We start from the raw sequence: 22,751 nt of genomic DNA, 5'->3' as shown, positions 1-22,751 counted from the left end.
CGCGGTGCAGTTTGGGCCGCCGAGTTCGGAACCGCCTTGCGCGGGATTGCGCGGTACTTAGGCTCTTGGCCGTGTTTGCGCACCCATCCTGCAACATCGGGGTGACGGCACCACGGACGCAAGTCTTCATCGAGTCGACTGGTCCGCCACCAAGGCAGCGGCCCGTCGCGCTGCCTCCGCCGCAGCACAGGGCCGCGGGCAGGCCTGCGGGAAGGTCGACGGGCATGGCCGATCACGCGCCGACCGGCGGCATCAAGGCGGCTTCCGCCAGTGGCATGTTTGTCGCACGGCTGCCCGGTGTCGGGAACATCGATCTGGGCCGGGATCTTCCACAGCCAGGCGCATCTTGCAGGCGATCTCCAAGGAAGCGCAGCACGCTGCCCGCGCGGCCGCGCCCCCTCCACCAGGAAGCAAGCCATGTCCGATGAACTCGACCAACAATGCGTCAATACCATCCGCTTCCTGTCTGTGGACATGGTGCAGAAGGCCGACAGCGGTCATCCGGGCCTGCCGCTGGACGCGGCGCCGATGGCGTACGCGCTGTGGACGCGCTGGCTGAAATACAACCCGCATAACCCGGACTGGATCGACCGCGACCGCTTCGTGCTTTCGGCCGGCCATGGCTCGGCGCTGCTCTACAGCCTGCTGCACCTGACCGGCTACGCGCTTTCGCTGGACGACATCAAGCAGTTCCGCCAATGGGGCAGCAAGGCGCCCGGGCATCCCGAGCGCGGCCACACACCGGGCGTGGAAACCACCACCGGGCCGCTGGGGCAGGGCATGGCCAACGCGGCCGGCATGGCGATGGGCGAGGCCCAACTGGCGGCGCGCTACAACCGGCCCGGCCATGCGGTGATCGACCACTACACCTACGCTCTCGTCAGCGACGGCGACCTGATGGAAGGCGTGGCCTCCGAAGCTGCCTCGCTGGCCGGGCACCTGCAACTGGGCAAGCTCACCTGCCTGTACGACGACAACTACGTGACCCTGTCCGCCGGCACCGACATCACCTTCTCCGAGGACCGCGCCGGGCGCTTCGAAGCCTATGGCTGGCACACGATAATGGTGAGGGACGGCAACGACCTCGCCGCGATCGACGCCGCCCTGAAGGCCGCTCGCGCGGAAACAGCACGGCCTTCGCTGGTCCTGGTGCGCACGCATCTCGGTTACGGCTCGCCCGAGCAGGACAGCTTCAAGGCACATGGCTCGCCGCTTGGCGTGGACGACGTGCGCGCGACCAAGCAGAAGCTTGGCTGGCCCCCCGAGCCGGCTTTCCTGATTCCCGATGCGGCACTCGCCCATTTCCGCGAGGCGTTGCAGCGCGGTGCGCAGGACGAAGCGGCCTGGGACGAGCGCATGGCCGCCTATGCCAAGGCCTTCCCCGAGCTGGCGCGCGAGCTGCAGGGCCGCCTGCGCGGTGAGCTGCCTGCGGGCTGGGACGCGAAGGCACCTGTGTTTCCCGCTGATGCCAAGGGGTTGGCCACGCGCGATGCCTCGGGCAAGATGATGAATGCCATCGCACCGTCGCTGCCCGCGCTGTGCGGTGGCTCAGCCGATCTCGATCCATCCACCAAGACCGCGTTGAAGGGGCAGGGCGATTTCAACCCACCGCCATCGCAAGGCGAAGATCAGCAAGGCTCCAGCGGCGGCGGCTGGAGCCGTGCCGGGCGCAATCTGCATTTCGGCGTGCGCGAGCACGCGATGGGCGCCATCGCCAATGGCCTGGCCGCACACGGCGGCTTCATCCCGTTCACCGCGACCTTCCTGATCTTCTCCGACTACATGCGCCCGCCGATGCGCCTGGCCGCATTGATGGGCCTGCACGTCGTCAATGTGTTCACCCACGACAGCATCGCGCTGGGCGAGGACGGCCCCACGCACCAGCCGGTGGAACAGCTGGCGAACCTGCGCGCGATTCCCAAGCTCATCGTGATCCGGCCCTGCGACGCCAATGAAACCGCCGTGGCCTGGAAGGTGGCGGTGGAAACGCGCGATCACCCGGTGGTGCTGGTGCTGACGCGGCAGGCGCTGCCCACGCTCGACCGCACACGCTGCGCGGCGGCGGACGGCCTGCGCCACGGTGCCTACGTGCTAAGCGATGCGCCCGACGGCAAGCCGAACCTGATCCTGATCGCCAGCGGTTCCGAGGTGAGCCTGATCGTGGCCGCGTCGGAACGCCTGCAGGCGCAGGGCATCGCCGTGCGCTGCGTGTCGATGCCGAGCTGGGAGCTGTTCGAGGCGCTGCCGCAGGCCGCGCGCGACGCGGTGCTGCCGCCATCCGTCGGCGCGCGGCTGGCAGTGGAGCTGGGTGTGCGGCAAGGCTGGGAACGCTACATCGGCGCGCACGGCGATATGCTCGGCGTGGAACGCTTCGGCGCCTCCGCACCGGCCGACGTTCTGCTGCGCGAATACGGGTTCACCGTCGACAACGTCTGCAAGCGAGCCGAGGCGTTGCTGGCCCGAAACGCATTGCGCTGAAGCCGGGAAGGATGAATCCGGGAAGGGAGCGTGCCGCCACCTCGCCGAAGCTTCCGGAGAGTTGGCTGGTGCGCGGCAAGGCTTTCATCACGGCCCTGCGTGCGCTGTCGCACCGACCGGGGGAGGGGCTGCAGGTCACTCTGGGACGAGGCTTGGAAGGACAGGCCAACGCGCTGGCGGAAATCGCGACTCGATCCGGGTCTCCATGGCCTGTCATGCCAGCTGCCAAGCCGGGGAGGTTTTCCACCGGAACATCGCCGTCGCCCGGACGCTCCACCTTCTTGAAGGCGCCGACGTCTGTCGGTGCTGGCCACGCAGGAGAAACACATGTTGCGCAGCATGAACGACCTGGAAAGCTACGCCATCCGTGCAACGGACGGCGACCTTGGCCATGTCAAGGATTTCTATTTCGACGACCGGGCATGGGTGATCCGTTATCTGGTGGTGGACACCGGCAACTGGCTCTCGAACCGGAAGGTGTTGATCTCGCCCATCGCGGTCGATCGCCCCGACTGGGCCGGCAAAGTGCTGCCGGTGTCGATCACCAAGGAACAGGTGCGGAACAGCCCCGGCATCGATACCGACAAGCCCGTTTCGCGGCAGCATGAAATGGACCATCTCGGCTATTTCGGCTACCCGTATTACTGGGGTGGCAGCGGGCTATGGGGAATGGGCGCACACCCGTCCTCGATGAGGACGATGGCTCATGACAGACCAGGTAGCGGCCGGGACGAACCGCGCGACAGAACAGGGTCCGGATCCGCGCTGGATAACAATGATCCACACCTGCGCAGTTGCCAGGAGATACTGGGTTATCACATCAAGGCGACCGACGGCGACATCGGTCACGTGCAAGGCCTGCTCGTCGAAGAAGACACGTGGGCCATCCGATACATCGTCGTGGAGACGAGTCACTGGTGGAGCGGGCACCTGGTTCTGATCGCGCCGGAATGGATCCGGCACGTGAGCTGGGCGGAGAACACGGTTGCCGTCAATCTCCGCCGTCAGGCGGTGAAGGGTGCACCACCGTACGACTCGGCCGTGGAACTGGACCGCATGCTGGAGATGGACATCTACAGGCACTATGGGCGCAACGGGTATTGGGCGGAGCACGAGGAACCCGAGTTCATGATATCCAAGCGATAGCTCCGCGACAGGCTGCAGCGCGCTGCGCAGCCTGCTGATCGGGAGGCAGGCGCCGTCAGGATGCGTGTGCAGAAGTTTTCTGAGACACGTGCCGGAGCGATGGCGACCGGCATGGGTCCTCCGGTTCGCTTGGCCATTTGACCCCGAGCGAGTACGCAAAGCGAGGCCAGAATCCATTTCACGTCGTTTGCCGGTGCCCATCGTTGCCAACAAGGGCGATGTAGACTGCGCAAGCCTGTACCTGCGGACACTCACGGATCACCGATGCAAGCTGAAGCGCAAGGGATCCAGCCGATGTTTGCGCATCTCGCAACCGAGAGCGCCGATGCCGTACGGATTGCGGAGATAGCCGTCTCAATCTGGGATGACGTGGGCGACGCATTGGCGCCGATCATCGGCCAGTCCGGTGTCGACGCGCTGATCAAGCGCAGTATTTATCTGACGCGTACCGCGCACCCATGCCTGCAGGCCATCAACGAGAACGCGTTGCCCCTCGATGGCTTGTCGGCATTAGGGGCGGTGCTGGCGCAACAGGACCGCATTGAAGCGATCGCGGTGAATGCTGCGCTACTGCAGAACTTCCATAAAGTACTGATCACACTGATTGGCGCATCGCTCACCGAACGACTGCTGCGTCCCGTATGGGAAACCCCACGAGCGGTGATGCCGCGCAGGAAAACATGACATGACCACTGCCAAAGCCACCATCAACCGGCTGCGCACCGGCGTGCCCGGACTGGACGAGGTGCTTGGCGGCGGCCTGCCGGAGTTCTCGTTCAATGTCATCGCAGGGCCACCCGGCTGCGGCAAGACCACGCTGGCACACCAGATGATGTTTGCGCTGGCCACGCCTGCACGTCCGGCGCTGTACTTCACCGTGCTGGGCGAGCCGCCGCTGAAGATGCTGCGCTACCAGCAGCAGTTCGACTTTTTCGACAACGACAAAGTCAATCACACGATCCACTTCGTCAATCTTGCCGAAGAGACCGCCACCGGTGACCTGACCCGGGTACTTGCGCGGATCGTCGCCGAGGTCGAAGCGCACGGGCCTGCCCTGGTGTTTGTCGACTCGTTCCGCTCGGTGATCCTGGCCGGGCAGGGCGGTGGCACGGAATTCATCAGCCTGCAGCAGTTCGTGCAGCAACTGGGCATGCTGATGACCAGCTGGCAAGCGACCACCTTCCTCATCGGGGAGTACTTCAGCGACAGCGACCCCAGTCCGATATTCACCGTGGCCGATGGTCTGATCTGGTTGCGCCAGAGCGTTCAGCGCAATTCGATGGTGCGCAAGCTCGACATCCTGAAGATGCGCGGCCAGTCCACGCTGCCGGGTTTGCATACGTTCCGCATCGGCATGGCGGGCCTGCAGGTGTTTGCGCCGCCACCGGTGGCCGACGTGTCGGCGAATCTTTCAAATCCGCCGTTCACTGAACGACTGTCGATGGGCGTGCCCGGACTCGACGCGATGATGGGTGGCGGCCTGCCGCGTGGCTATTCGTTGCTGGTGGCCGGGCCGTCCGGGTCGGGCAAAAGCATCCTGGCGGCGGCATTCCTGGTCGAAGGTGGCCGCCGGGGCGAAACCGGCGTGATTGCCGCCTTCGAGCAGCGCGCCACGCAGTCGCGCGGCCAGCAAGTAGCCGAATTGATCGAAAGCGGCCGTATCGGCGTGGTCGACACCAGCGCACCGGGCCTGTCGGTGGATGAGGTCGCCATGGTGCTCACCGCCGAAGTGCGGCGGCTCAAGGCCAGTCGTGTGGTGATCGACTCGCTGTCGGGCTTTGAACTCTCGTTGGCGCCCACTTTCCGCGAGGACTTCCGCGAAGCACTGGCGCGAATGGTGTCCGCGTTGGCCAGCACCGGCGTCACCGTGCTGATGACCTCCGAGCTTGAGGACCGCTACACCGAACTGCGCTTCAGCCCCTACGGCACGGCTTTCCTGACCGACGCAATCGTCGTTCAGCGCTACATCGAGGTGGAGAGCCGATTGCAGCGCATGATGGCGGTGCTCAAAGTCCGCGCCAGCATGCACTCGACCGAATTGCGCTTGTTCCACATCGACGACGACGGCATCAAGATCGACCAGATGCTGACCAACTACGAAGGCCTACTGGGTAGCAGCCCCACGCGCAGCCAGCCTGGATCTCGGCAGCGAAGCGGCCCTGACGATGGTTGAGCGCCGCGCCAGCACTGCCATGACCGACCAGGCAAAACCGACCGAGGCTGCCACGAAACACGCGCTGGCATTGCTTGAAAAGAAGGCGGCCCGGCTGCGCCACGAACTGGTGGAACTGCGGCGGAAACTTTCTCATGCGCGCCACTCTCTCAGTGAGAGCCACGCCATCCAATTGCAGGAAGCCAACCAGGAACTGGTGCTGGCGGCATTGCATGCTGACGATATCGCAGCCATGGCCGTTGCCGACCTGGCTACCTTGACCGCGGCCTTCCAGCGCGATGTCGTGACCGGGACGCTCAACCGTGCCTTCATGCTGGATCGGCTGGAACGTGCCCTGCTCATGGCCCGACGCGACGGGCGGCGCCTGGCGCTGGTGTTTATCGATCTCGATCATTTCAAGCCCATCAATGACCTCCTCGGGCACGCGGTTGGCGACGAAGTACTGCAAATCGTGGCGCGTTCGCTGCAATCGGTGCTGCGCGAATCGGATTCCGTGTGCCGCTATGGTGGCGACGAATTTCTGGTGCTGCTGCCGGCGATCGCGGCGCCCGCCGATGCAGAGCGGATCGCCGCCGAGATGCTGATGGCGCTCAGGACGCCTGTCAGCGTAGGGGGCGAGATACTGAAGCTTTCGGCAAGTCTGGGCATCAGCATCTACCCGGATGACGGTGAAGACTCGGTTACCCTCATCAAGCACGCCGATGCTGCCATGTACCGTCGCAAGCGCGCCGGGTTCGGCGATTTCCACCCCCACTTGGGAGCATGGCCTCAGGAGCCAACCCCATCGCTGCAGGATCTGCGTGAGGCCAACGCACAACTAGTGCTGGCCGCATTGAAAGCACAGGAATCCGCGGCGGATGCGACCGAAGCGCACCGCCAGCAGTTGAAGCACATGGCGATCGTGGCGCATGAATTGCGCAATCCGCTGACTCCGCTGCGCATCGCCGCCGGCCTGCTGATCAACCGCAACAGCACCGGCGAAATTCCGGTCGAGCGGCTTCAAGTGATCATCAATGGCCAGGTCACCTGCATGACCCGATTGATCGACGACCTGCTCGACGCCTCGCGCCTGAGTACCAGCACGCTGCGAATCGAGCGCAGCGACATCGATCTGGGCAGTATTCTCAACCAGGTGGCGGCGTCATGCCGGCCTGGCATGGAGCTTCGTCAGCAGCATTTCAGCATGTGTATACGGCCGGAGCCGATCCGCATGTTCGGCGACCCGATGCGGTTGGCGCAGATCTTCAGCAACCTGCTGGACAATGCCAGCAAGTACACGCCCGAGAAAGGCGAGATCGCGCTTGAGCTGGTGCTACTGGATACCTGTGCCGTGATCACCGTGCGCGACAACGGTATCGGCATTTCTGCCGAGGCTCTGCCGACGATATTCGACCTGTTTGTACAGGACGCCGACGCGTTGCCGCATTCCAGCGGTGGCCTTGGGGTCGGCCTGTCGGTGGTGCGTGATCTGGTGCGGGCACATGGGGGCAGCGTGGTTGCGCACAGCGCTGGTCGAGGTCGCGGTAGCGATTTCGTGGTAACTCTGCCTCTATCAGGCTGTTAGGAGCATCGTCCAGGAGCGTGTGCAGAATCTTGTGTAACCCAACAGAAGGTTGATCAGGCCGGGTTATCGGGGCTAGCGCGGAGCGGCTCCGACCCTATGCGGGCAGGTGGTCGACGCATCGTATCGAACGCTTTTTCGGGCAGGTGGCTTGCAGTGGAAACGACAGCGCAACCGCTCGACAAGACGTCGGCGCGGCTGACACGCGATCTGAACGATGCACTGCATAGAGGGGCGTGTCCTAGATTTTGTGTAAACGGGTCGCAGGCAGGAGACTGCCGCCAGACCCGGAGACACCATGAGCCCACGCAAGCACGATGTACCCGACGAGCTGCTTAGCCGTCTGTTGGCCAACTACCAGAAACCCGAAGACCTGATCGGCGAGAACGGCCTGCTCAAGCAGCTGACCAAGCTGCTGGTCGAGAAGGCCCTGGATGCAGAGATGACCGAGCACCTCGGTCACGAGAAGCACGAGCCGGTGGCCAACGCCGCCGGCAACACCCGCAACGGCCGCAGCCGCAAGACGCTCAAGGGCGAGTTCGGCGAACTGCCCATCGAGATCCCCCGCGACCGCGACGGCACCTTCGAGCCGAAGCTGGTCCCCAAGCACCAGACCCGCTGGACCGGCTTCGACGACAAGATCCTGTCGCTGTACGCCCGCGGCCTGACGGTGCGCGAGATCCAGGCGCACCTGGAAGAGATGTACGGCGCCGAGGTATCGCCCAGCCTGATCTCCTCGGTGACCGATGCCGTGGTCGACGAGGTGAAGACCTGGCAGAGCCGGCCGCTGGATCCGGTGTACCCGATCGTCTACCTCGACTGTATCCATGTGAAGGTGCGCGAGGGCGCGGTGCGGGTGAAGGCGGTCTACCTGGCCATCGGCATCACCACGGCCGGCGAGAAGGAGGTGCTGGGCTTGTGGCTGGCCCAGACCGAGGGCGCGAAGTTCTGGATGCAGGTGGTGACGGAGCTGCGCAACCGCGGCGTGCAGGACATCTTCATCGCCTGCGTCGACGGCCTGAAGGGCTTTCCCGAAGCGATCGAGGCGGTGTTCCCGCAGACGACGCGGTGCAACTGTGCATCGTGCACATGGTGGGGCACAGTCTGAACTGCGTGTCGTGGAAGCGGCGACCGGAGGTGGCGGCCGACCTCAAGCGCATCTACACCTGCGCCACCGCCGAGGAGGCCGAACTGCGGCTCGCCGAGTTCGAGGCGCGGTGGGACGAGGAGTATCCGCCGATCGGCCAGTCATGGCGGCGCAACTGGCCGCGGCTGGTCCCGTTCTTCGACTACCCGCCGGAGATCCGCAAGGTGATCTACACCACCAACGCCATCGAGTCGGTCAACTACGGACTGCGCAGGCTGACCAAGCACCGCGGTGCGTTCCCCAGCGACGAGGCGCTGATGAAACTGCTGTATCTCGCCCTGCGCAACATCAGCAAGCGGTGGACGTTGCCCATCCGCGATTGGAAGGCCGCGCTCAACCGCTTTACCATCCAGTTCGAGGACCGCATGCCTCAGCTGTAAACCCAATCCCGTTTACACAAAATTCTGCACACGCTCAGATGCCCTGGCGCGGGCCGTCGCCCTCTGCAAGCCTTGCCCCGAGCCGATCCTGCGCGCCGCGAGCAATTATCTCGGCTGGGGATCGACGCTAATCAGGTAGGGAATTTGTCGACTCACTTGTAGAAAATGATGTATACCAGACGCCGGCTTTGTTCGACTGCAGAAGTCGGCACGGATCGTCGGGCTCTCGTACCCACCTTATTGGGCGAACTGAAATGGGACGCCTCGTGGTTGATGGTTTTGTTTTCGGCATGTCGCGGCTTCCGGTGTTTCGGTTTGCCTTGGAGATGAGCGATGAATGAAGCAGCACAACCCTTGACCGAAGACGATTCCGAACTTTCACCGTGGTGGTTGCGAACGGTGGCGATCGTGATGATGATCGGCTTTGCCGGATTGCTGGCCATCACCTCGCTAGCCTACCGCAATGCGCCGCCGATCCCCTCGCAGGTGGTGGACGCTCAGGGCAGACTGCTGTTCAGCGGCGACGATATCCGTGCCGGTCAGGCGGTCTTTCTCAAATACGGCCTGATGGACAACGGCAGCATCTGGGGACATGGCGCGTATCTCGGACCGGACTATTCCGCCGAAGCGCTGCATCGTCTCGGTGAGGACACCGCCGAGGCCATGGCCGGCAAGCAGTATGGCAAACCCGTGGGCGCGCTGGATGCGCAGCAACGGGCAGCAGTGCATGCGGAAACGACGGTGACCCTGAAAACCAACCGTTACGATGGGCAGAGCGGCGTGTTGCGCCTTATCGAGCCCGAGGCGGTCGCCTACCGGCAGCAGATCGGCTACTGGGCGAACTACTTCAAGGATCCGACCAGGAATGGCGGGCTCAAGCCGAATCTGATCAGCGATTCCACCGAGCTGCACCAGTTCACCGCTTTCGTGACCTGGGCTGCGTGGGCTTCGGTGGCGACGCGGCCGGGTACGGATGCGTCGTACACCAACAATTTTCCCTACGACCCCAGCGTGGGCAATGTCGCCACCGGCAGTGCGCTGCTGTGGAGCGCGCTGAGCCTGCTGGTGCTGCTGGCCGGCATCGCGACCGTGCTGCTGGCGTTCGGCAAGTTCGATTACCTGGGATGGATCAGCCGCGGTCACCATGTGCATCCGCAGTTGCTGCCGGGACAATCGAGTCCGGGTCAGCGTGCGCTAGTGAAGTTCTTTGTCGTGGTGGCCTTGCTATTTCTGATGCAGACGCTGGTCGGCGGTGGCGTGGCGCATTTCCGCGCGGACCCGGGCAGTTTCTATGGCTTCCAGCTGGAGAACATCTTCCCCAGCAATCTCCTGCGTACTTGGCATTTGCAGACTGCGATCTTCTGGATCGCCACCGCCTACGTCGCTGCCGCCTTGTTCCTTGGCCGCTCCCTGCGCGCGCCGGATGACGAGCCGCGCTGGCTGGCCGGTTGGGTGCACGTGTTGTTTGCGGCCTTCGTGGTGGTGATCGGCGGCAGCCTGCTCGGCGTCTGGGCCGGCATCGAACAGAAGCTGGGCAACTGGTGGTTCTGGCTCGGTGACCAGGGCTGGGAGTACCTCGAGCTTGGCCGGATCTGGCAGTACCTGCTGGTGGTCGGCCTGCTGGTCTGGTTTGCCATCCTCTGGGTGCTCGCGCGTCCGCGCGCGGTGGCCAATCCGGCGGCACGACCGCTGGCGAAAATGTTCATGTTCGCGGCCGTCGCCATCCCGGTGTTCTACGTGCCGGCGTTGTTCTTCGGCGCCAAGACGAATTACACGGTGGTCGATACTTGGCGTTTCTGGATCATCCATTTGTGGGTCGAGGGTTTCTTTGAATTCTTCGCCACCACGGTGGTGGCGCTGACCTTTTATCAACTGGGCCTGACCCAGCGCAACGTAGCGTTGAGGGTGATCTACCTGGACGCGATCCTGTATTTCCTCGGCGGCCTGATTGGCACCGGGCACCATTGGTATTTCACCGGGCACACCAATTTCAACATGGCGCTGTCGGCCCTGTTCTCGGTTCTTGAGGTCGTTCCGCTGACCTTGCTGACGTTGGATGCCTGGGATTTCGTACGGACCACCCGCGGCGATTGCGAGATTTGCGGCAAAGCAGTCGCGGTGCCGCACAAGTGGGCGTTCTACTTCCTGATGGCGGTAGGTTTCTGGAACTTCGTCGGTGCCGGCATGTTCGGCTTCTTCATCAACCTGCCGATCGTCAGCTATTACGAGGTGGGCACCCAAGTCACACCGACCCATGGCCATGCCGCGCTGATGGGGGTGTTCGGCATGCTGGCCATTGCCCTGATGGTGTTCTGCCTGCGCCAGGCCAGCAGCGATGCGCGTTGGCCTGGAATCGAGAAGTATGTCAGGGTGGCGTTCTGGGGTAGCAATGTTGGGCTCGCGATGATGTTGGTGCTGAGCCTGTTTCCGAGCGGTGTGCTTCAGCTCTGGGACGTGGTGCAGCATGGTTACTGGCATGCACGCAGCGTCGAGTACATGAGCATGCCGCGCTCGCACGTGATCGAATGGATGCGGTTGCCTGGCGATCTGGTCTTCATTATCTTCGGCGCGGTTCCGCTGGTAATCGCGTCGACCAAGGGCTATCTGGGTATGCGTGCGGAAACTGCAGTGGGCCACTGAAACGCGCCGCTCCAGCGTTATAGCAGCACAGGTTTGATCATTGGAGGGAGGTGTCATGTTGATCAAAAACTCCAAGCAGATCTCGAGCTGGCGTCTTCCCAAACGTTTTCCAGTACCAGGAAACCTTGGTACATCCCCCACGTCGCGTATCGAAGAGGGTCGAGTCTGGCCCGAACCGACAAATGCGACGCGGGTCAAGCGTCTACGTATTTATCGTTACGATCCAGGCTCCGACCGCGGTCCCCATATCGACACCTATACCATCGATCGCGACAAATGCGGGCCGATGCTTCTAGATGCGCTGATCAAGATCAAGAACGAGGTCGACCCCACGCTCACGTTCCGCCGCTCCTGCCGGGAAGGCATTTGCGGTTCCTGCGCGATGAATATCGATGGCACCAATTGGCTCGCCTGCATCCGCTCACTGGACGAAATCAGCGATCCGGCGACGGTGTATCCGCTCAACAACATGGACGTGGTCAAGGACCTGGTCGGTGACCAGAGCCACGCATTGGCCCAGTACACCTCCATCAAGCCCTGGTTGCGAAGCAACACGCCACCGCCGACAAGCGAGCGTCTGCAATCGCCGGAGGAGCGCAAGAAACTCGATGGCGATTACGAGTGCATCCTTTGCTTCTGTTGCACCTCTGGCTGTCCCAGCCACTGGTGGAACGGCGATCGATTTCTGGGACCGGCCGTGTTGTTGCAGGCGCATCGTTGGCTGGTGGACAGCCGTGACGACGCGACCGAAGAGCGGCTGGACGATCTCGAGGATCCGTTCAAGTTGTATCGCTGCCACACCATCCTTAACTGTACGCGCACCTGCCCCAAAGGCCTGAACCCCGGCAAGAAAATTGCCGAGATCAAGCTGATGATGCAGCAGCGCTGCGGGTGACCGGCCGTGGCTATCCGTCCCCGCCCGCGATCACCCGATGTGCAGATCTACCGGCCGCAACTGACCTCGGTACTTTCAATCACCCACCGCGCCAGTGGCGTCTGGCTGGCGCTGGGCGCGTTTGCACTAGTCGGTTGGCTGATCGCCGTGGTCCAAGGTGGCCACACGTATGCGACGCTGGAAAGCTTAATGGGTTCGTGGATCGGACATGTCCTGCTGTTCAGCTGGACGCTTGCGCTGTTCTATCACCTGTGCAACGGCATCCGCCACCTGGCCTGGGACCTGGATTACGGGTTCGAATTGCGCAACATCTATCTCAGCGGCTGGTGTGTGGTGATGACTAGTGTGCTGCTGACCGGGGCCACCTGGGCAATAGCCTTGAGCATGGGGGCCTAGCACATGTCGGAATGGAAGCGACATGGCCCGCTGCAGCGCAGCGCCCCAGGCGATCGCGCCACGGCGCTGCACCGGGCCATTGGTCTTGGCTCGGCCAAGACCGGCGCCTCGCACTGGTGGCTGCAGCGGGCCACGGCGGTTGCGCTGATCCCGTTGCTCATATGGTTTCTGGCCGCGCTGATCAGCCATACCCGCGCCGGTCACGCCGAACTCGTGGCCTGGCTCGCGCGACCAGTGACGTCGGTGCCGATGATCCTGCTGCTGGTGGCGCTGTTTCAGCACCTGCGCTTGGGTCTGCAGGTCATCGTCGAAGACTATATGCATGCCGATCGCGTCAGGTTCGTCGTGGTGGCCGCCATTCACGGCATCTGTTACGCGCTAATGTCGGTCGGCATTTTCGCCGTGCTATTGATTAGTCTGCGCTGAATCCGATCGCGGACGCGCTCGTATTCAACACGGCACCTTAGTCGGCATTCACTTCTCGGGACCGACTCATGACCAACAACGGTTTCGCCACCCGCGACCGACTTGATGTCGATGGCGTCAGCTATGTCATCCATCGGCTGGAACGCATCAAAGGCGCACAGCGGCTGCCGTACAGTCTGAAGGTGTTGTTGGAAAACCTGCTGCGCAACGAGGATGGCCGCCTTGTAACGGCCAAGCAGATCGAGGCACTCGCCGGCTGGCATCCTGCCGCCGAGCCGACGCAGGAGATCCAGTACACACCAGCACGCGTACTGATGCAGGATTTCACCGGCGTGCCCTGCGTGGTTGACCTGGTGGCCATGCGCGATGCGATCATCGCACTGGGCGGCGACCCGCAATGCATCAATCCACTGGTGCCCAGTGAGCTGGTCATCGATCACTCCGTCATCGCCGACGTGTTCGGCAGTGCCGATGCCTTCGCCACCAATGCCCAACTGGAATTCCAGCGCAACATCGAGCGCTATCAACTGCTGCGTTGGGCACAGCAGGCATTCAACAATTTCAAGGTGGTGCCGCCGGACACCGGCATCTGCCACCAGGTCAATCTGGAATACCTGTCGCGCGTCGTATTCACCCGCGAAGGGCCCGACGGAATGATGGCCTATCCCGATACGCTGGTCGGCACCGACTCGCACACGCCAATGGTCAACGGATTGGGTGTGCTTGGCTGGGGCGTCGGCGGTATCGAAGCCGAGGCCGCGATGCTGGGCCAACCGATGAGCATGCTGATTCCGCAGGTGGTCGGGCTCAAGCTGACCGGCGAGTTTCCGCCCGGCACGACCGCTACCGACTTGGTGCTCACCGTGGCCGAGCTGCTGCGCAAGACCGGTGTGGTCGGCAAGTTCGTCGATTTCTACGGCCCAGGCGTGGCGCGTATTCCGCTGGCCAACCGCGCTACGCTGGGCAACATGAGCCCGGAATACGGCGCGACCTGCGCGATTTTTCCGATCGACGAGGAGACGCTTTCCTATTTGCGCCTGACCGGTCGCCCCGAGCATCAGGTGCGTCTGGTCGAGGCCTATGCCAAGGCGCAAGGCATGTGGCACGACCCTGACAACGAGCCGGAGTTCTCGCAAACCCTGGAGCTGGATCTGGGATCGCTGGAACCCTCCATCGCCGGTCCCAAGCGTCCACAGGATCGTATCCCGGTGCGCATCGCCCCGAGTGCCGTCGGCGCATTGCTGGGCGGACAGCCCTATGAGAAGGCAATCCTGGGATGCCTGGACGAAGGCATTGACGAAACGTTCCCTGCCAGCGACCCGGTTTCCATTGCCAGGGACTGCAACACCGAACCTCCGCGGGTGCCGGGCCATTGCGACATGGCCCATGACTGGCCGCATGCGCCGGTGGACATCACCCTAGCCGACGGCACCCCTGCCAAGGTCGACAACGGCCACGTCGTCATCGCTGCCATCACCTCGTGCACCAACACCTCCAATCCGCTGGTCATGATCGGTGCCGGCCTGCTGGCCAAACACGCAGTGGAAAAAGGCTTGACACGCAAGCCGTGGGTCAAGACGTCGCTGGCACCGGGCTCGCGCGTGGTGACCGACTATTATGACCGGGCGGGGCTCACGTCATACCTGGACCAGCTCGGCTTCAACCTCGTCGGCTACGGCTGCACCACCTGCATCGGCAATTCGGGGCCGCTGATTCCGGAAGTCGCTGTGGCCGTGGACGAACACCAGCTCAACGTCAGCGCCGTGCTCTCGGGCAATCGCAACTTCGAGGGCCGCATTCACCCGCAGACCCAGATGAACTTCCTGGCCTCGCCGATGCTGGTGGTCGCCTATGCACTGGTCGGCACCATGCACGCAAACCTGTTGAAGGAGCCGCTGGGCGCAGGCAGCGACGGCAAGCCGGTGTACCTGCGCGACATCTGGCCATCGATCGACGAGATCAAGAAGGTCATCGATGCTTGCGTACAGGCGGAGATGTTCACCAAGGGCTACGCCGACGTATTTGCCGGCGACGAAAATTGGCGCAGCCTGGAGGTCCCCGAAGGCGACGCGTTCGAATGGAGCGGTGATTCCACCTACGTGCGCCAGCCGCCGTATTTCGATGGCGTCGGCCGCAAGATCCAGCCACTGACGGACATCACGGGCGCGCGCGTGCTGGCCAAACTGGGCGATTCGGTGACCACCGACCACATCAGCCCGGCCGGTGCGATTAAGGTCGACTCGCCCGCGGGCAAGTACCTCATCGACCATGGCATCGAGCGCAAGGACTTCAACTCCTACGGCTCACGTCGCGGCAACCACGAGGTGATGATTCGCGGCACCTTCGCCAACATCCGCCTGCGCAACCAGTTGGCGCCTGGCACCGAGGGTGGCTTTACTCGTGACTTCACGCAAGATGATGCACCGGTAAGCAGCATCTACGACGCGTCGGTCAACTACATCAAGGCGGGTACGCCGCTAGTCATCCTGACCGGCAAGGAATACGGCTCCGGTTCGTCGCGCGACTGGGCCGCCAAAGGTACTGCGCTGCTGGGTGTACGCGTGGTGATTGCCCAGTCCTACGAGCGCATCCACCGCTCTAACCTAATAGGCATGGGCGTGCTGCCGTTGCAGTACAAGGCCGGCGACAGCGCAGACTCACTGGGCCTGACCGGCGAGGAAAGCTTCGACATCAGTGGCCTTGCCGCCAAGGGCGTACCTCCACACGAAGTGCATGTGCGCGCCACCGACGGACAAGGCAAGGTGACGAAATTCAGTGCCACCGTGCGCATCGATACACCCGTCGAGGCTGAGTACTACTGCCATGGCGGCATCCTGCCGTACATGCTGCGCCAGCTGCTCGACGACGCGCAGAAGTGAGTGCTCTATATCGTCGTGCTGCGCTTGATGCTGGCAACTGGTGCCCACCTTGATGCATTGGTTTCTTTCAGTTGAAGGGTCGAATCATGAGCAAACAAGCCCCTCGAATCTGCACCACTGACGCTGACGTTGGGCGGTTGGAAACACTGATCTCGCAACTTCCCGCGCACGGTCGCGTTGTACTGTCATTACGCAACGGCACAACGTACACCGGCGTCGTCAAGGTGCGCGCCAGTACGCAAGTGTTTCGCGATCCCCAAGGCGAAGAAGGAATCAACGCCGTCATTACCCTGGAGAGTCCAGCCGCACCGCATGGCGCCTGGAATCTGTGGTTGGACCAGGTCGAGCACGTCGAGCATCTTGATTCCGGACTGGGTGGCGAAAACTGATGGCAACGACTGACTGTTCCGCCCTTGCAGCCACGCTAGCAGGCTGTCGGTTGAGGCAATCGAACACCACCGCGCTGCACCCAACGCGTGCCTTGGAGAAGGCCCGATCCGAACAGCCCACACGCGTACGATGGTACCTTGAGCTGGTCAAATAGATCGCCCCGTGCCGCCTCGATCGGCGGAGATGCAAACGTCTGCCATCATCGTGGCGTGTAGACGTGGTGCGTTGAGCTTGCGGTTGCGCGTGAAGGCGCCGAGCTGGAGACGAAACGGGGCGATGAACTCCAGATCGAACAGTGCCGAAGAGTTTATCTGTGTGTCCTCGCATTCGATCACTACCGCATCGGTGATTTCCAGTCCGCCGTGTTTCACTGCCGCCGCGTGGCGGCGCTGCCGAATGACGCTCAGGTGCGTCGGGGCTTGGTGCCGCCAAATAGCCGTTCGCAGGCAACCCTTGACGAGCCCGAGTGCTGGCTCAGTACCAGCACGAGTAATGCGACCCGATGCGAAGTACTGTTCAGTTGGAACATGCTGAGAATTCCCGGTCATGGAAGTGGCTGGACTGACTGGCCCTGCGGTGCAGGCGAATCCAGTGATTGCGGCGCGGCCGTTAGCCCCGTGGATGCCGTGGGCCTAGCCAGGCACTGCAGCGGGCCATGGGCGCCAGCGGCCGCCTTGGCGGGACAGCGGTAATCCAGCGCGGCCACCAGCGCGGGAGTGACCTCGTCGAAGCCGAGCACGGCGCCGCCGTGTTCGTGCACGAAAGCCGCCGCTGCCACGCGTGTGGCGAATGGCGCCAGGGTTGGGCCCATCGAACCGGGCAGCGGCTGCCAGACCGCATAGAAAGCACGGCGCGCGTCGATGAAGCTGGCCGCGGCGTGGCTGGGCTGCTGCCAGTCGATATGCGCGCTGTCCTGCACGAACAGCGCCTGCAGCGAGGCCTGATTTTCAGGCTGCAGCACGTAGGCGAAGAAGTCGCGGGTGGAGTCGAACATCAGCGGCTTGGTGCGGCCGGCCACCCAGGCTTCCGCCCGCGGCCCTGGCGAACTGTCCAGGTACATGCCGCATACGGCGCAGGTGTCGTCCGGATGGGTGTCGACCGCTTGCCGGGCGGGGGTGCGGTCGACACCGCAACCAGTGAGCAGGGCCAGCGCGAGGGCCGGTGTCGCCAGCCAGCCGGAGCGGAGTGGGGAACGGGTGCACATGCGTTTCTCCTCAGATTTCCTTGCGCCGGAATGCAAGCATCGCCCCGGCGAACGGCAGCACCGCCCAGGCCAACAGCACCAGGCACAGTAGCAGCGGCGAGTAGCCGTGGTGGGCGGTCATGCCGGTCAGCAGGTCGTTGCCGGCACCGTCGCCCAGAGCGGTGAGGTTGACCAGCCGGAACACATCGACCGGGTTGAGCAGCAACAGGTACGGATACATCGCCCGTTCGACCGGGTTGCCGCCGCTGACCACCAGCAACGCCAGCAGCGCCAGGTCGAACAGCACCACGCTGAGCAGCCAGCCGATCAGCGCCAGGCCGGCGGCGCGCGACTTGTCGACGGTCAGCACGCTGATCAGGCAGGCCAGCCCGACGAAGCAGGCGCCCAGCAGCGAGGCGCTGAGGATGAAGCGGCCGATGTGCAGCCACGCCTGCAGCGTCTGCGCGGGCGGCTGCATCAGTTGCATGATCGCCACCGCCAGGCCGAAGCCGAGCAGGGTGGCTACGGCCAGTGCGCCGCAGTGGCCGAGGAACTTGCCGGCGACCAGCTGGCCGCGCGCCAGCGGATAGCTGAGCATCAGCAGCAGGGTGCCGTCGTCGCGCTCGCCGACGATGGCGTCGTAGGCGATCAGCAGGCCGATCAGCGGGATCACGAAGGCGCCCAGCGTGGTCAGGCTGGCCAGCGTGGCGTCGAACGAGGTGAAGCCGACCCGGCCGGCGGCGGCGCTGCCGAACCAGGCGATGCCCAGTGCCAGCAGCGCGAACAGTATCGTGAGCGCCACCGTCCAGCGGTTGCGGAAGTCGTCGCGGAACTCCTTCCGGGCGACGATGAGGATGGTGTTCATGCGCAGGCCTCCGCGGCGGACCGCTGACCGGCGCCGAGCCAGTCGTAGAGCTGCGCCAGCGTGGGCTCGCGCACGTCGAGGTCGGCCACCGCGGGATCGGCGAGCAGTTCGCGCAGCACGGGCAGCTTGCCGGCCCGCGGCACCTGCAGCTCCAGCCGACCGTCGGGCCGCCGCTGCGCGGGTAGGCCGCGCGCGTCCAGCCGGGCCAGCAGTTCGCCGGCGGCGTCACCGCGCGGGTGCAGCAGCACGCGGGCGGGCAGTGCGGCCTGCTCGCCCAGCGCGTCGAGGCTGCCGGCGGCGAGCAGCCGGCCCTGGCGCAGGATCAACGCGCCGTCGATGTGCGGCTCCAGCTCGGCGAGCAGGTGCGAGGAAATCAGCACGCAGCGGCCGTCCGCGCGCAGCTCGCCGACGATGCGGTACAGCTCGCGGGTGGCCTGCGGGTCGAGGCCGGTGGTCGGTTCGTCCAGCAGCACCAGTTCCGGCGAGCCGAGCAGGGCCTGCGCCAGGCCGAGGCGTTGCCGCATGCCCTTGGAGTACGTGCCGATGCGCCGGTCGGCGGCGTGGGCCAGGCCGACGCGCTCCAGCAGCGCCTGCGTCTGGCCGCGCGGCGCCTGCTTCAGCCGGGCCAGGTAGTCGAGCAGCTCGCGCCCGCTCAGGCTGGCGTAGAAGGTGGCGCTCTCGGGCAGGTAGCCGATGCGCCGGCGCAGCGCGTGCGCGCGCCACGGCGACTGGCCGAGCACGTCTAGGCGGCCGCCGCTGGGGGCGATCAGGCCCAGGATCAGCTTGATCAGGGTCGACTTGCCGGCGCCGTTGTGGCCGAGCAGGCCGATCACCCGGCCGCGCGGCACGCAGGCGCTGACGCCGTCGAGCGCGGCGAGCGTGCCGTAGCGCTTGGCCAGCGCCTCGCATGCAATCGCGTGGTTCATGGATCGACTCCGTAGGGGGCCGGGGCGCGCATCAGCGGGTGGCTGTCCTGCACCGCGGCCGGGGTGAATACCGGGAAGGCGCGCTGCACGTAGCGCAGCAGCAGGATCGACGGACTGGACATCAGGCTTCGCGCGGCCGGGTATTTCCACAGCAGCACGTCGACGCTGTCGTTGGGCCGGAACGGCACGTCGCCGATGCCGTCGCCGTCCAGGTCCCACCCGAGGTAATCGCTCCAGAAGTTGCCGCGCCCGCGCTCGGACCATTCCTGGGCGAGGTTCTGCGCGTACTTGACCTGCACGCGGTTGTCGATGAAGCGGTTGTTCCAGACCCGGTTGTGCTCCGAGCCCGCGGTCACGTGGATGCCGATCTGCGAGTCGGCGACCAGATTGTCGTGGATCGCATTGAACTGCGACAGGTAGACGAACAGGCCCTTGCCCTCGCCGCCGTCGATGGACTGGCCGTCGCCGCCGCGCTGGCCGGCGACTCCGCGCACCAAGTTGCCGGCGATCTCGCTGTAGGAAATGTAGTTGAACAGGAACCCGTAGGCCTGGTCGCCGTCACTGGTGTTGCCGATCACGTGCAAGTGGTCGGAAGCCATCAGCGCGTAGCCGGCGAGGTTGTTGCGGCTCGCGTTGCCGGTCAGCCGATTGCGGTGCGAGTACATGTAGTGGACGCCGTAGCGCACGTCGTGCACCGTGTTGCGGGCAATCGTGTTCTGCGTGCTGACATAGACGTAGATGCCGTCGCGCGACCAGCCGACGTCGTTGTCTTCGATGGTGCAGCCGGTGTCGTTCCACAGGTGGATGCCGTCGCCGCGGTCGGCCACGCGCAGGCGGCGGATGCCGCGCACGGTGTTGTGCCGCACCTGCACGTCGGAGGCTCCGTCGAGGTAGATGCCGAAGAGGCTGTCCTCGACCGTGCTGCCCGCGATGAGTACGTCGTGCGCGCTGCGCTCGACGTAGATGCCGGCATTCATCGCGGTGAGGTCGGTGCCGCTGGCGCGCACGTCGAGATTGCGCACCGTGACATGGTCGGCGCCGATGCGCAGCACGTCGCCGCGGCCGTCGCCATCGAGGATCGCGCCGGGTCGCCCTTCCAGGACCAGGGGCTTGTCCACGCGCAGGTGGACATGATGCACGCCGGCGGGCACCTCGATCACCGCGCCGGGCGCGGCCGCCGCCACGCGCGCGGTCAGGTCGTCGGCGGCGCGCGTGCAAGGAGCCACCAGTACGGCGGCCAGGGTCAGGATGGACAGGCGGGCGGCGGACATGGCTGCGCGTGCCGCGCCGTCGCGGGAGGCGACGGCGCGGCCTGGCCTCAGGCTTCCACCAGCATGCGTCCCTGCATCTCCATGTGCATGGCATGGCAGAAGAACGTGCAGTAGTACCAGTACACGCCGGCCTTGTCGGCGGTGAAGGTCACCGAGGAGGTGGCACCCGGGCTGATCTCCATGTTGATGCCGTAGTTGGCGATGCAGAAGCCATGAGTCACGTCCTCCACGGCATCGATGTTGGTCACCGTCACGGTGACCTCGTCGCCCTTCTTCACCTTGAAGTTGTTGATGCCGTAGATCGGCGCAGCCGAGGTCATGTAGACGTACACCTTGCGCCCTTCGCGGATCACCTTGCTGTCGGCCAGCACGTTGATGCCGTGGCGCTTGGCCATGGCTATGGCGTCGGCGAAGTAGGGATCGTCGCGGTCCCAGACGTGCTTGACCTTGTCGATCAGCAGCCGGCGGTGCAACAGCACCACGTCGTGCGGCTCGGAGTAGACCGGGCCATCGGCGACCAGCCTCATGGTGTCGCCGGAGATGTCGATCAGCTGGTCGTTGTCCGGGTGCAGCGGGCCGACGGGCAGAAAGCGATCCTTGGAGAACTTGTTCAGCGAGAGCAGCCATTTGCCGTCGGCGTCGCGGGTTTCGCCCATCGATGTGTGGCAGTGCCCGGGCTGGTAGGCCACGTCGATCTTCTGGCGCAGGTAGTTGACCTTCTTGCCGTTGTACGCAGCGATCGCGTCGGCGATGTTCCACTTGGCGATCTGGCTGTCGATGAACAGGGTGGTGTAGGCGTTGCCGCGGCCGTCGTAGGCGGTGTGCAGCGGGCCCAGGCCGATCTCCGGTTCGGCGACCACGGCATCGCGCGGGTCCTTCAGCTTGCCGGCGAAGCAGTCGTCGATGCGGCTCCACTCCATCACCGACACCGTGGGCGACAGCTTGCCGTTGGCCACCACGTACTTGCCGTCCGGGCTGGCGTTGATGCCGTGCGGGTTCTTCGGGATCGGGATGTAGAGCGTCAGCGGCGAGCCGTGCCGGCCATCGACCACGGGCACCTTGGAATCGCCGATGGTCTTGAACTGGCCCGCCTTCACCGCGGCCTCGATGCGCGGAATGTTGAAGACCACCACCCAGTCGCGCTCGGCCTGCATGGTGGCCGACAGGTCCATCCCCTTTTCGCTGTTGTAGCAGGTGGAGATCGCGTACTTGCCGGCGTAGTCGGCCTCGGTGTTGTCGAGGTTGCCGTCCACCAGCACCTGCCAGGCCACTTCCATGGTGTCGCCGTCGATCGCGCTGAACATGGTCTGGTACTTGTCGACATCCTCCAGCGCGTGACCGTCGTTGGGGGCCGGGGCGAGGAACTCGCCGTTGGCGAACACGTAGCCGGTGCGCGGCGCGCGCTGCACGCGCAGGCCATGGATCGCCTGCACGTTGGGCACGTCGATGATGCGGTCGGTGCGCATCACGTCGCAGCGTATGCGCGCCACGCGCGTATGCGCCTTGTCGTTGATGAACACGTAGCGGCCGTCGTAGTGGCCGTCGGTCTGGCTCATGTGCGGGTGGTGGCAATCGCCGCCAGGCGGGAAGTTCGGCCCGAGCACGCGTTTGCTCTCGTTGGTGATGCCCCAGCCGATGGTGAAGTCAGGGTTGAACACCGGAATGCGTATCAGCTCACGCATCGACGGTATGCCGTACAGGCGGACTTCGCCGGATTGGCCGCCGCTCCAGAAACCGTAGTACTCGTCGAGCTGGCCGGGCGGTACCTGGTCGCTGGCGAGTTCCTTCGCGTCGGCAGCCGTGCCTGCCGCGGCGGAGGCCGCCCCCTTGCCGGCGGTGGCGCCCTGTTTGCCGCAGGCCGACAGGGTGAGCCCGGCCGCGCCGGCCAGGCCGGCGAGCGCGCTGTTCTTCATGAATTGCCGCCGCGCCGGCTGGCCGGGCGCTTCGGCCGGGTCAGGCTGGCGGGATGCGTGGTCGGTTTCGTCGTGCATGGCT

The 22,751-nt window shown here is 64.5% G+C and carries 17 protein-coding genes and 1 pseudogene; 12 read left to right on the top strand and 6 right to left on the bottom strand.

The annotated features are described in order from the left end of the window. The first annotated feature begins 417 nt into the window (after nt 1-417). The 12 genes and pseudogenes from tkt (at nt 418) to B0E52_RS15595 (ending at nt 16,510) form a co-directional block, all read left to right on the top strand. Nucleotides 418-2,478: a transketolase gene (gene tkt, locus B0E52_RS15650; protein WP_077485319.1), complete on the top strand. Its 2,061-nt coding sequence runs from the start codon at nt 418-420 to the stop codon at nt 2,476-2,478. A 327-nt stretch (nt 2,479-2,805) separates the two neighbouring features. Next, nucleotides 2,806-3,624, top strand: a complete 819-nt coding sequence (locus B0E52_RS15645; RefSeq protein WP_077485353.1) for a PRC-barrel domain-containing protein — start codon at nt 2,806-2,808, stop codon at nt 3,622-3,624. 264 nt (nt 3,625-3,888) lie between these two features. Continuing rightward, a complete protein-coding gene (locus B0E52_RS15640) occupies nt 3,889-4,308 on the top strand; it encodes a hypothetical protein (RefSeq protein WP_077485318.1) in 420 nt (139 codons plus the stop codon). 1 nt (nt 4,309) lies between these two features. Then, on the top strand, nt 4,310-5,797 hold the full coding sequence (locus B0E52_RS15635) for an ATPase domain-containing protein (RefSeq protein WP_077485316.1): 1,488 nt from the start codon (nt 4,310-4,312) through the stop codon (nt 5,795-5,797). Between the two features lie 19 nt (nt 5,798-5,816). Next, nucleotides 5,817-7,361, top strand: a complete 1,545-nt coding sequence (locus tag B0E52_RS15630; RefSeq protein WP_168174206.1) for a diguanylate cyclase — start codon at nt 5,817-5,819, stop codon at nt 7,359-7,361. 295 nt (nt 7,362-7,656) lie between these two features. Next, a pseudogene (locus B0E52_RS15625) lies at nt 7,657-8,885 on the top strand (IS256 family transposase). 333 nt (nt 8,886-9,218) lie between these two features. Further along, the gene (locus B0E52_RS15620) at nt 9,219-11,525 is read left to right on the top strand and encodes a cbb3-type cytochrome c oxidase subunit I (protein ID WP_077485313.1); all 2,307 of its coding nucleotides are present in this window, start codon (nt 9,219-9,221) and stop codon (nt 11,523-11,525) included. A gap of 55 nt (nt 11,526-11,580) precedes the next feature. Continuing rightward, on the top strand, nt 11,581-12,420 hold the full coding sequence (locus tag B0E52_RS15615) for a succinate dehydrogenase iron-sulfur subunit (RefSeq protein ID WP_077485311.1): 840 nt from the start codon (nt 11,581-11,583) through the stop codon (nt 12,418-12,420). Between the two features lie 6 nt (nt 12,421-12,426). Then, nucleotides 12,427-12,816: a succinate dehydrogenase, cytochrome b556 subunit gene (gene sdhC / locus B0E52_RS15610; RefSeq protein WP_077485310.1), complete on the top strand. Its 390-nt coding sequence runs from the start codon at nt 12,427-12,429 to the stop codon at nt 12,814-12,816. A 3-nt stretch (nt 12,817-12,819) separates the two neighbouring features. After that, nucleotides 12,820-13,242: a succinate dehydrogenase, hydrophobic membrane anchor protein gene (gene sdhD, locus B0E52_RS15605; RefSeq protein ID WP_077485308.1), complete on the top strand. Its 423-nt coding sequence runs from the start codon at nt 12,820-12,822 to the stop codon at nt 13,240-13,242. A 68-nt stretch (nt 13,243-13,310) separates the two neighbouring features. Continuing rightward, nucleotides 13,311-16,121, top strand: a complete 2,811-nt coding sequence (locus B0E52_RS15600) for an aconitate hydratase (RefSeq protein ID WP_077485307.1) — start codon at nt 13,311-13,313, stop codon at nt 16,119-16,121. Between the two features lie 86 nt (nt 16,122-16,207). Continuing rightward, the gene (locus B0E52_RS15595; protein WP_077485305.1) at nt 16,208-16,510 is read left to right on the top strand and encodes a DUF3247 family protein; all 303 of its coding nucleotides are present in this window, start codon (nt 16,208-16,210) and stop codon (nt 16,508-16,510) included. Nucleotides 16,511-16,657: 147 nt separating this feature from the next. On the opposite strand, the gene B0E52_RS18445 is transcribed toward B0E52_RS15595, so the two are convergent. The 6 genes from B0E52_RS18445 to nosZ are packed head-to-tail and all read right to left on the bottom strand — an operon-like array spanning nt 16,658 to nt 22,747. Then, nucleotides 16,658-17,059, bottom strand: a complete 402-nt coding sequence (locus B0E52_RS18445; RefSeq protein ID WP_139351718.1) for a hypothetical protein — start codon at nt 17,057-17,059, stop codon at nt 16,658-16,660. Next, nucleotides 17,056-17,715, bottom strand: a complete 660-nt coding sequence (locus B0E52_RS15590) for a nitrous oxide reductase accessory protein NosL (protein WP_174575579.1) — start codon at nt 17,713-17,715, stop codon at nt 17,056-17,058. The genes B0E52_RS18445 and B0E52_RS15590 overlap by 4 nt, the downstream gene beginning before the upstream one ends. A gap of 10 nt (nt 17,716-17,725) precedes the next feature. Then, on the bottom strand, nt 17,726-18,559 hold the full coding sequence (locus tag B0E52_RS15585; protein ID WP_077485304.1) for an ABC transporter permease subunit: 834 nt from the start codon (nt 18,557-18,559) through the stop codon (nt 17,726-17,728). After that, nucleotides 18,556-19,485 (bottom strand): ABC transporter ATP-binding protein, encoded by a 930-nt coding sequence (locus B0E52_RS15580; RefSeq protein WP_077485302.1) that lies wholly within the window; start codon nt 19,483-19,485, stop codon nt 18,556-18,558. The genes B0E52_RS15585 and B0E52_RS15580 overlap by 4 nt, the downstream gene beginning before the upstream one ends. Beyond that, nucleotides 19,482-20,756, bottom strand: a complete 1,275-nt coding sequence (locus tag B0E52_RS15575; RefSeq protein ID WP_077485301.1) for a nitrous oxide reductase family maturation protein NosD — start codon at nt 20,754-20,756, stop codon at nt 19,482-19,484. The genes B0E52_RS15580 and B0E52_RS15575 overlap by 4 nt, the downstream gene beginning before the upstream one ends. Nucleotides 20,757-20,803: 47 nt before the next feature. After that, nucleotides 20,804-22,747 (bottom strand): TAT-dependent nitrous-oxide reductase, encoded by a 1,944-nt coding sequence (gene nosZ, locus B0E52_RS15570; RefSeq protein WP_077485299.1) that lies wholly within the window; start codon nt 22,745-22,747, stop codon nt 20,804-20,806. Nucleotides 22,748-22,751: the final 4 nt, after the last annotated feature.

This window comes from Rhodanobacter sp. C06, assembly GCF_002001105.1.
Taxonomy (GTDB): domain Bacteria; phylum Pseudomonadota; class Gammaproteobacteria; order Xanthomonadales; family Rhodanobacteraceae; genus Rhodanobacter_A.
The sequence above is the reverse complement of the archived record's forward strand: the minus strand, read 5'-3'. Positions and strand labels throughout refer to the sequence as shown.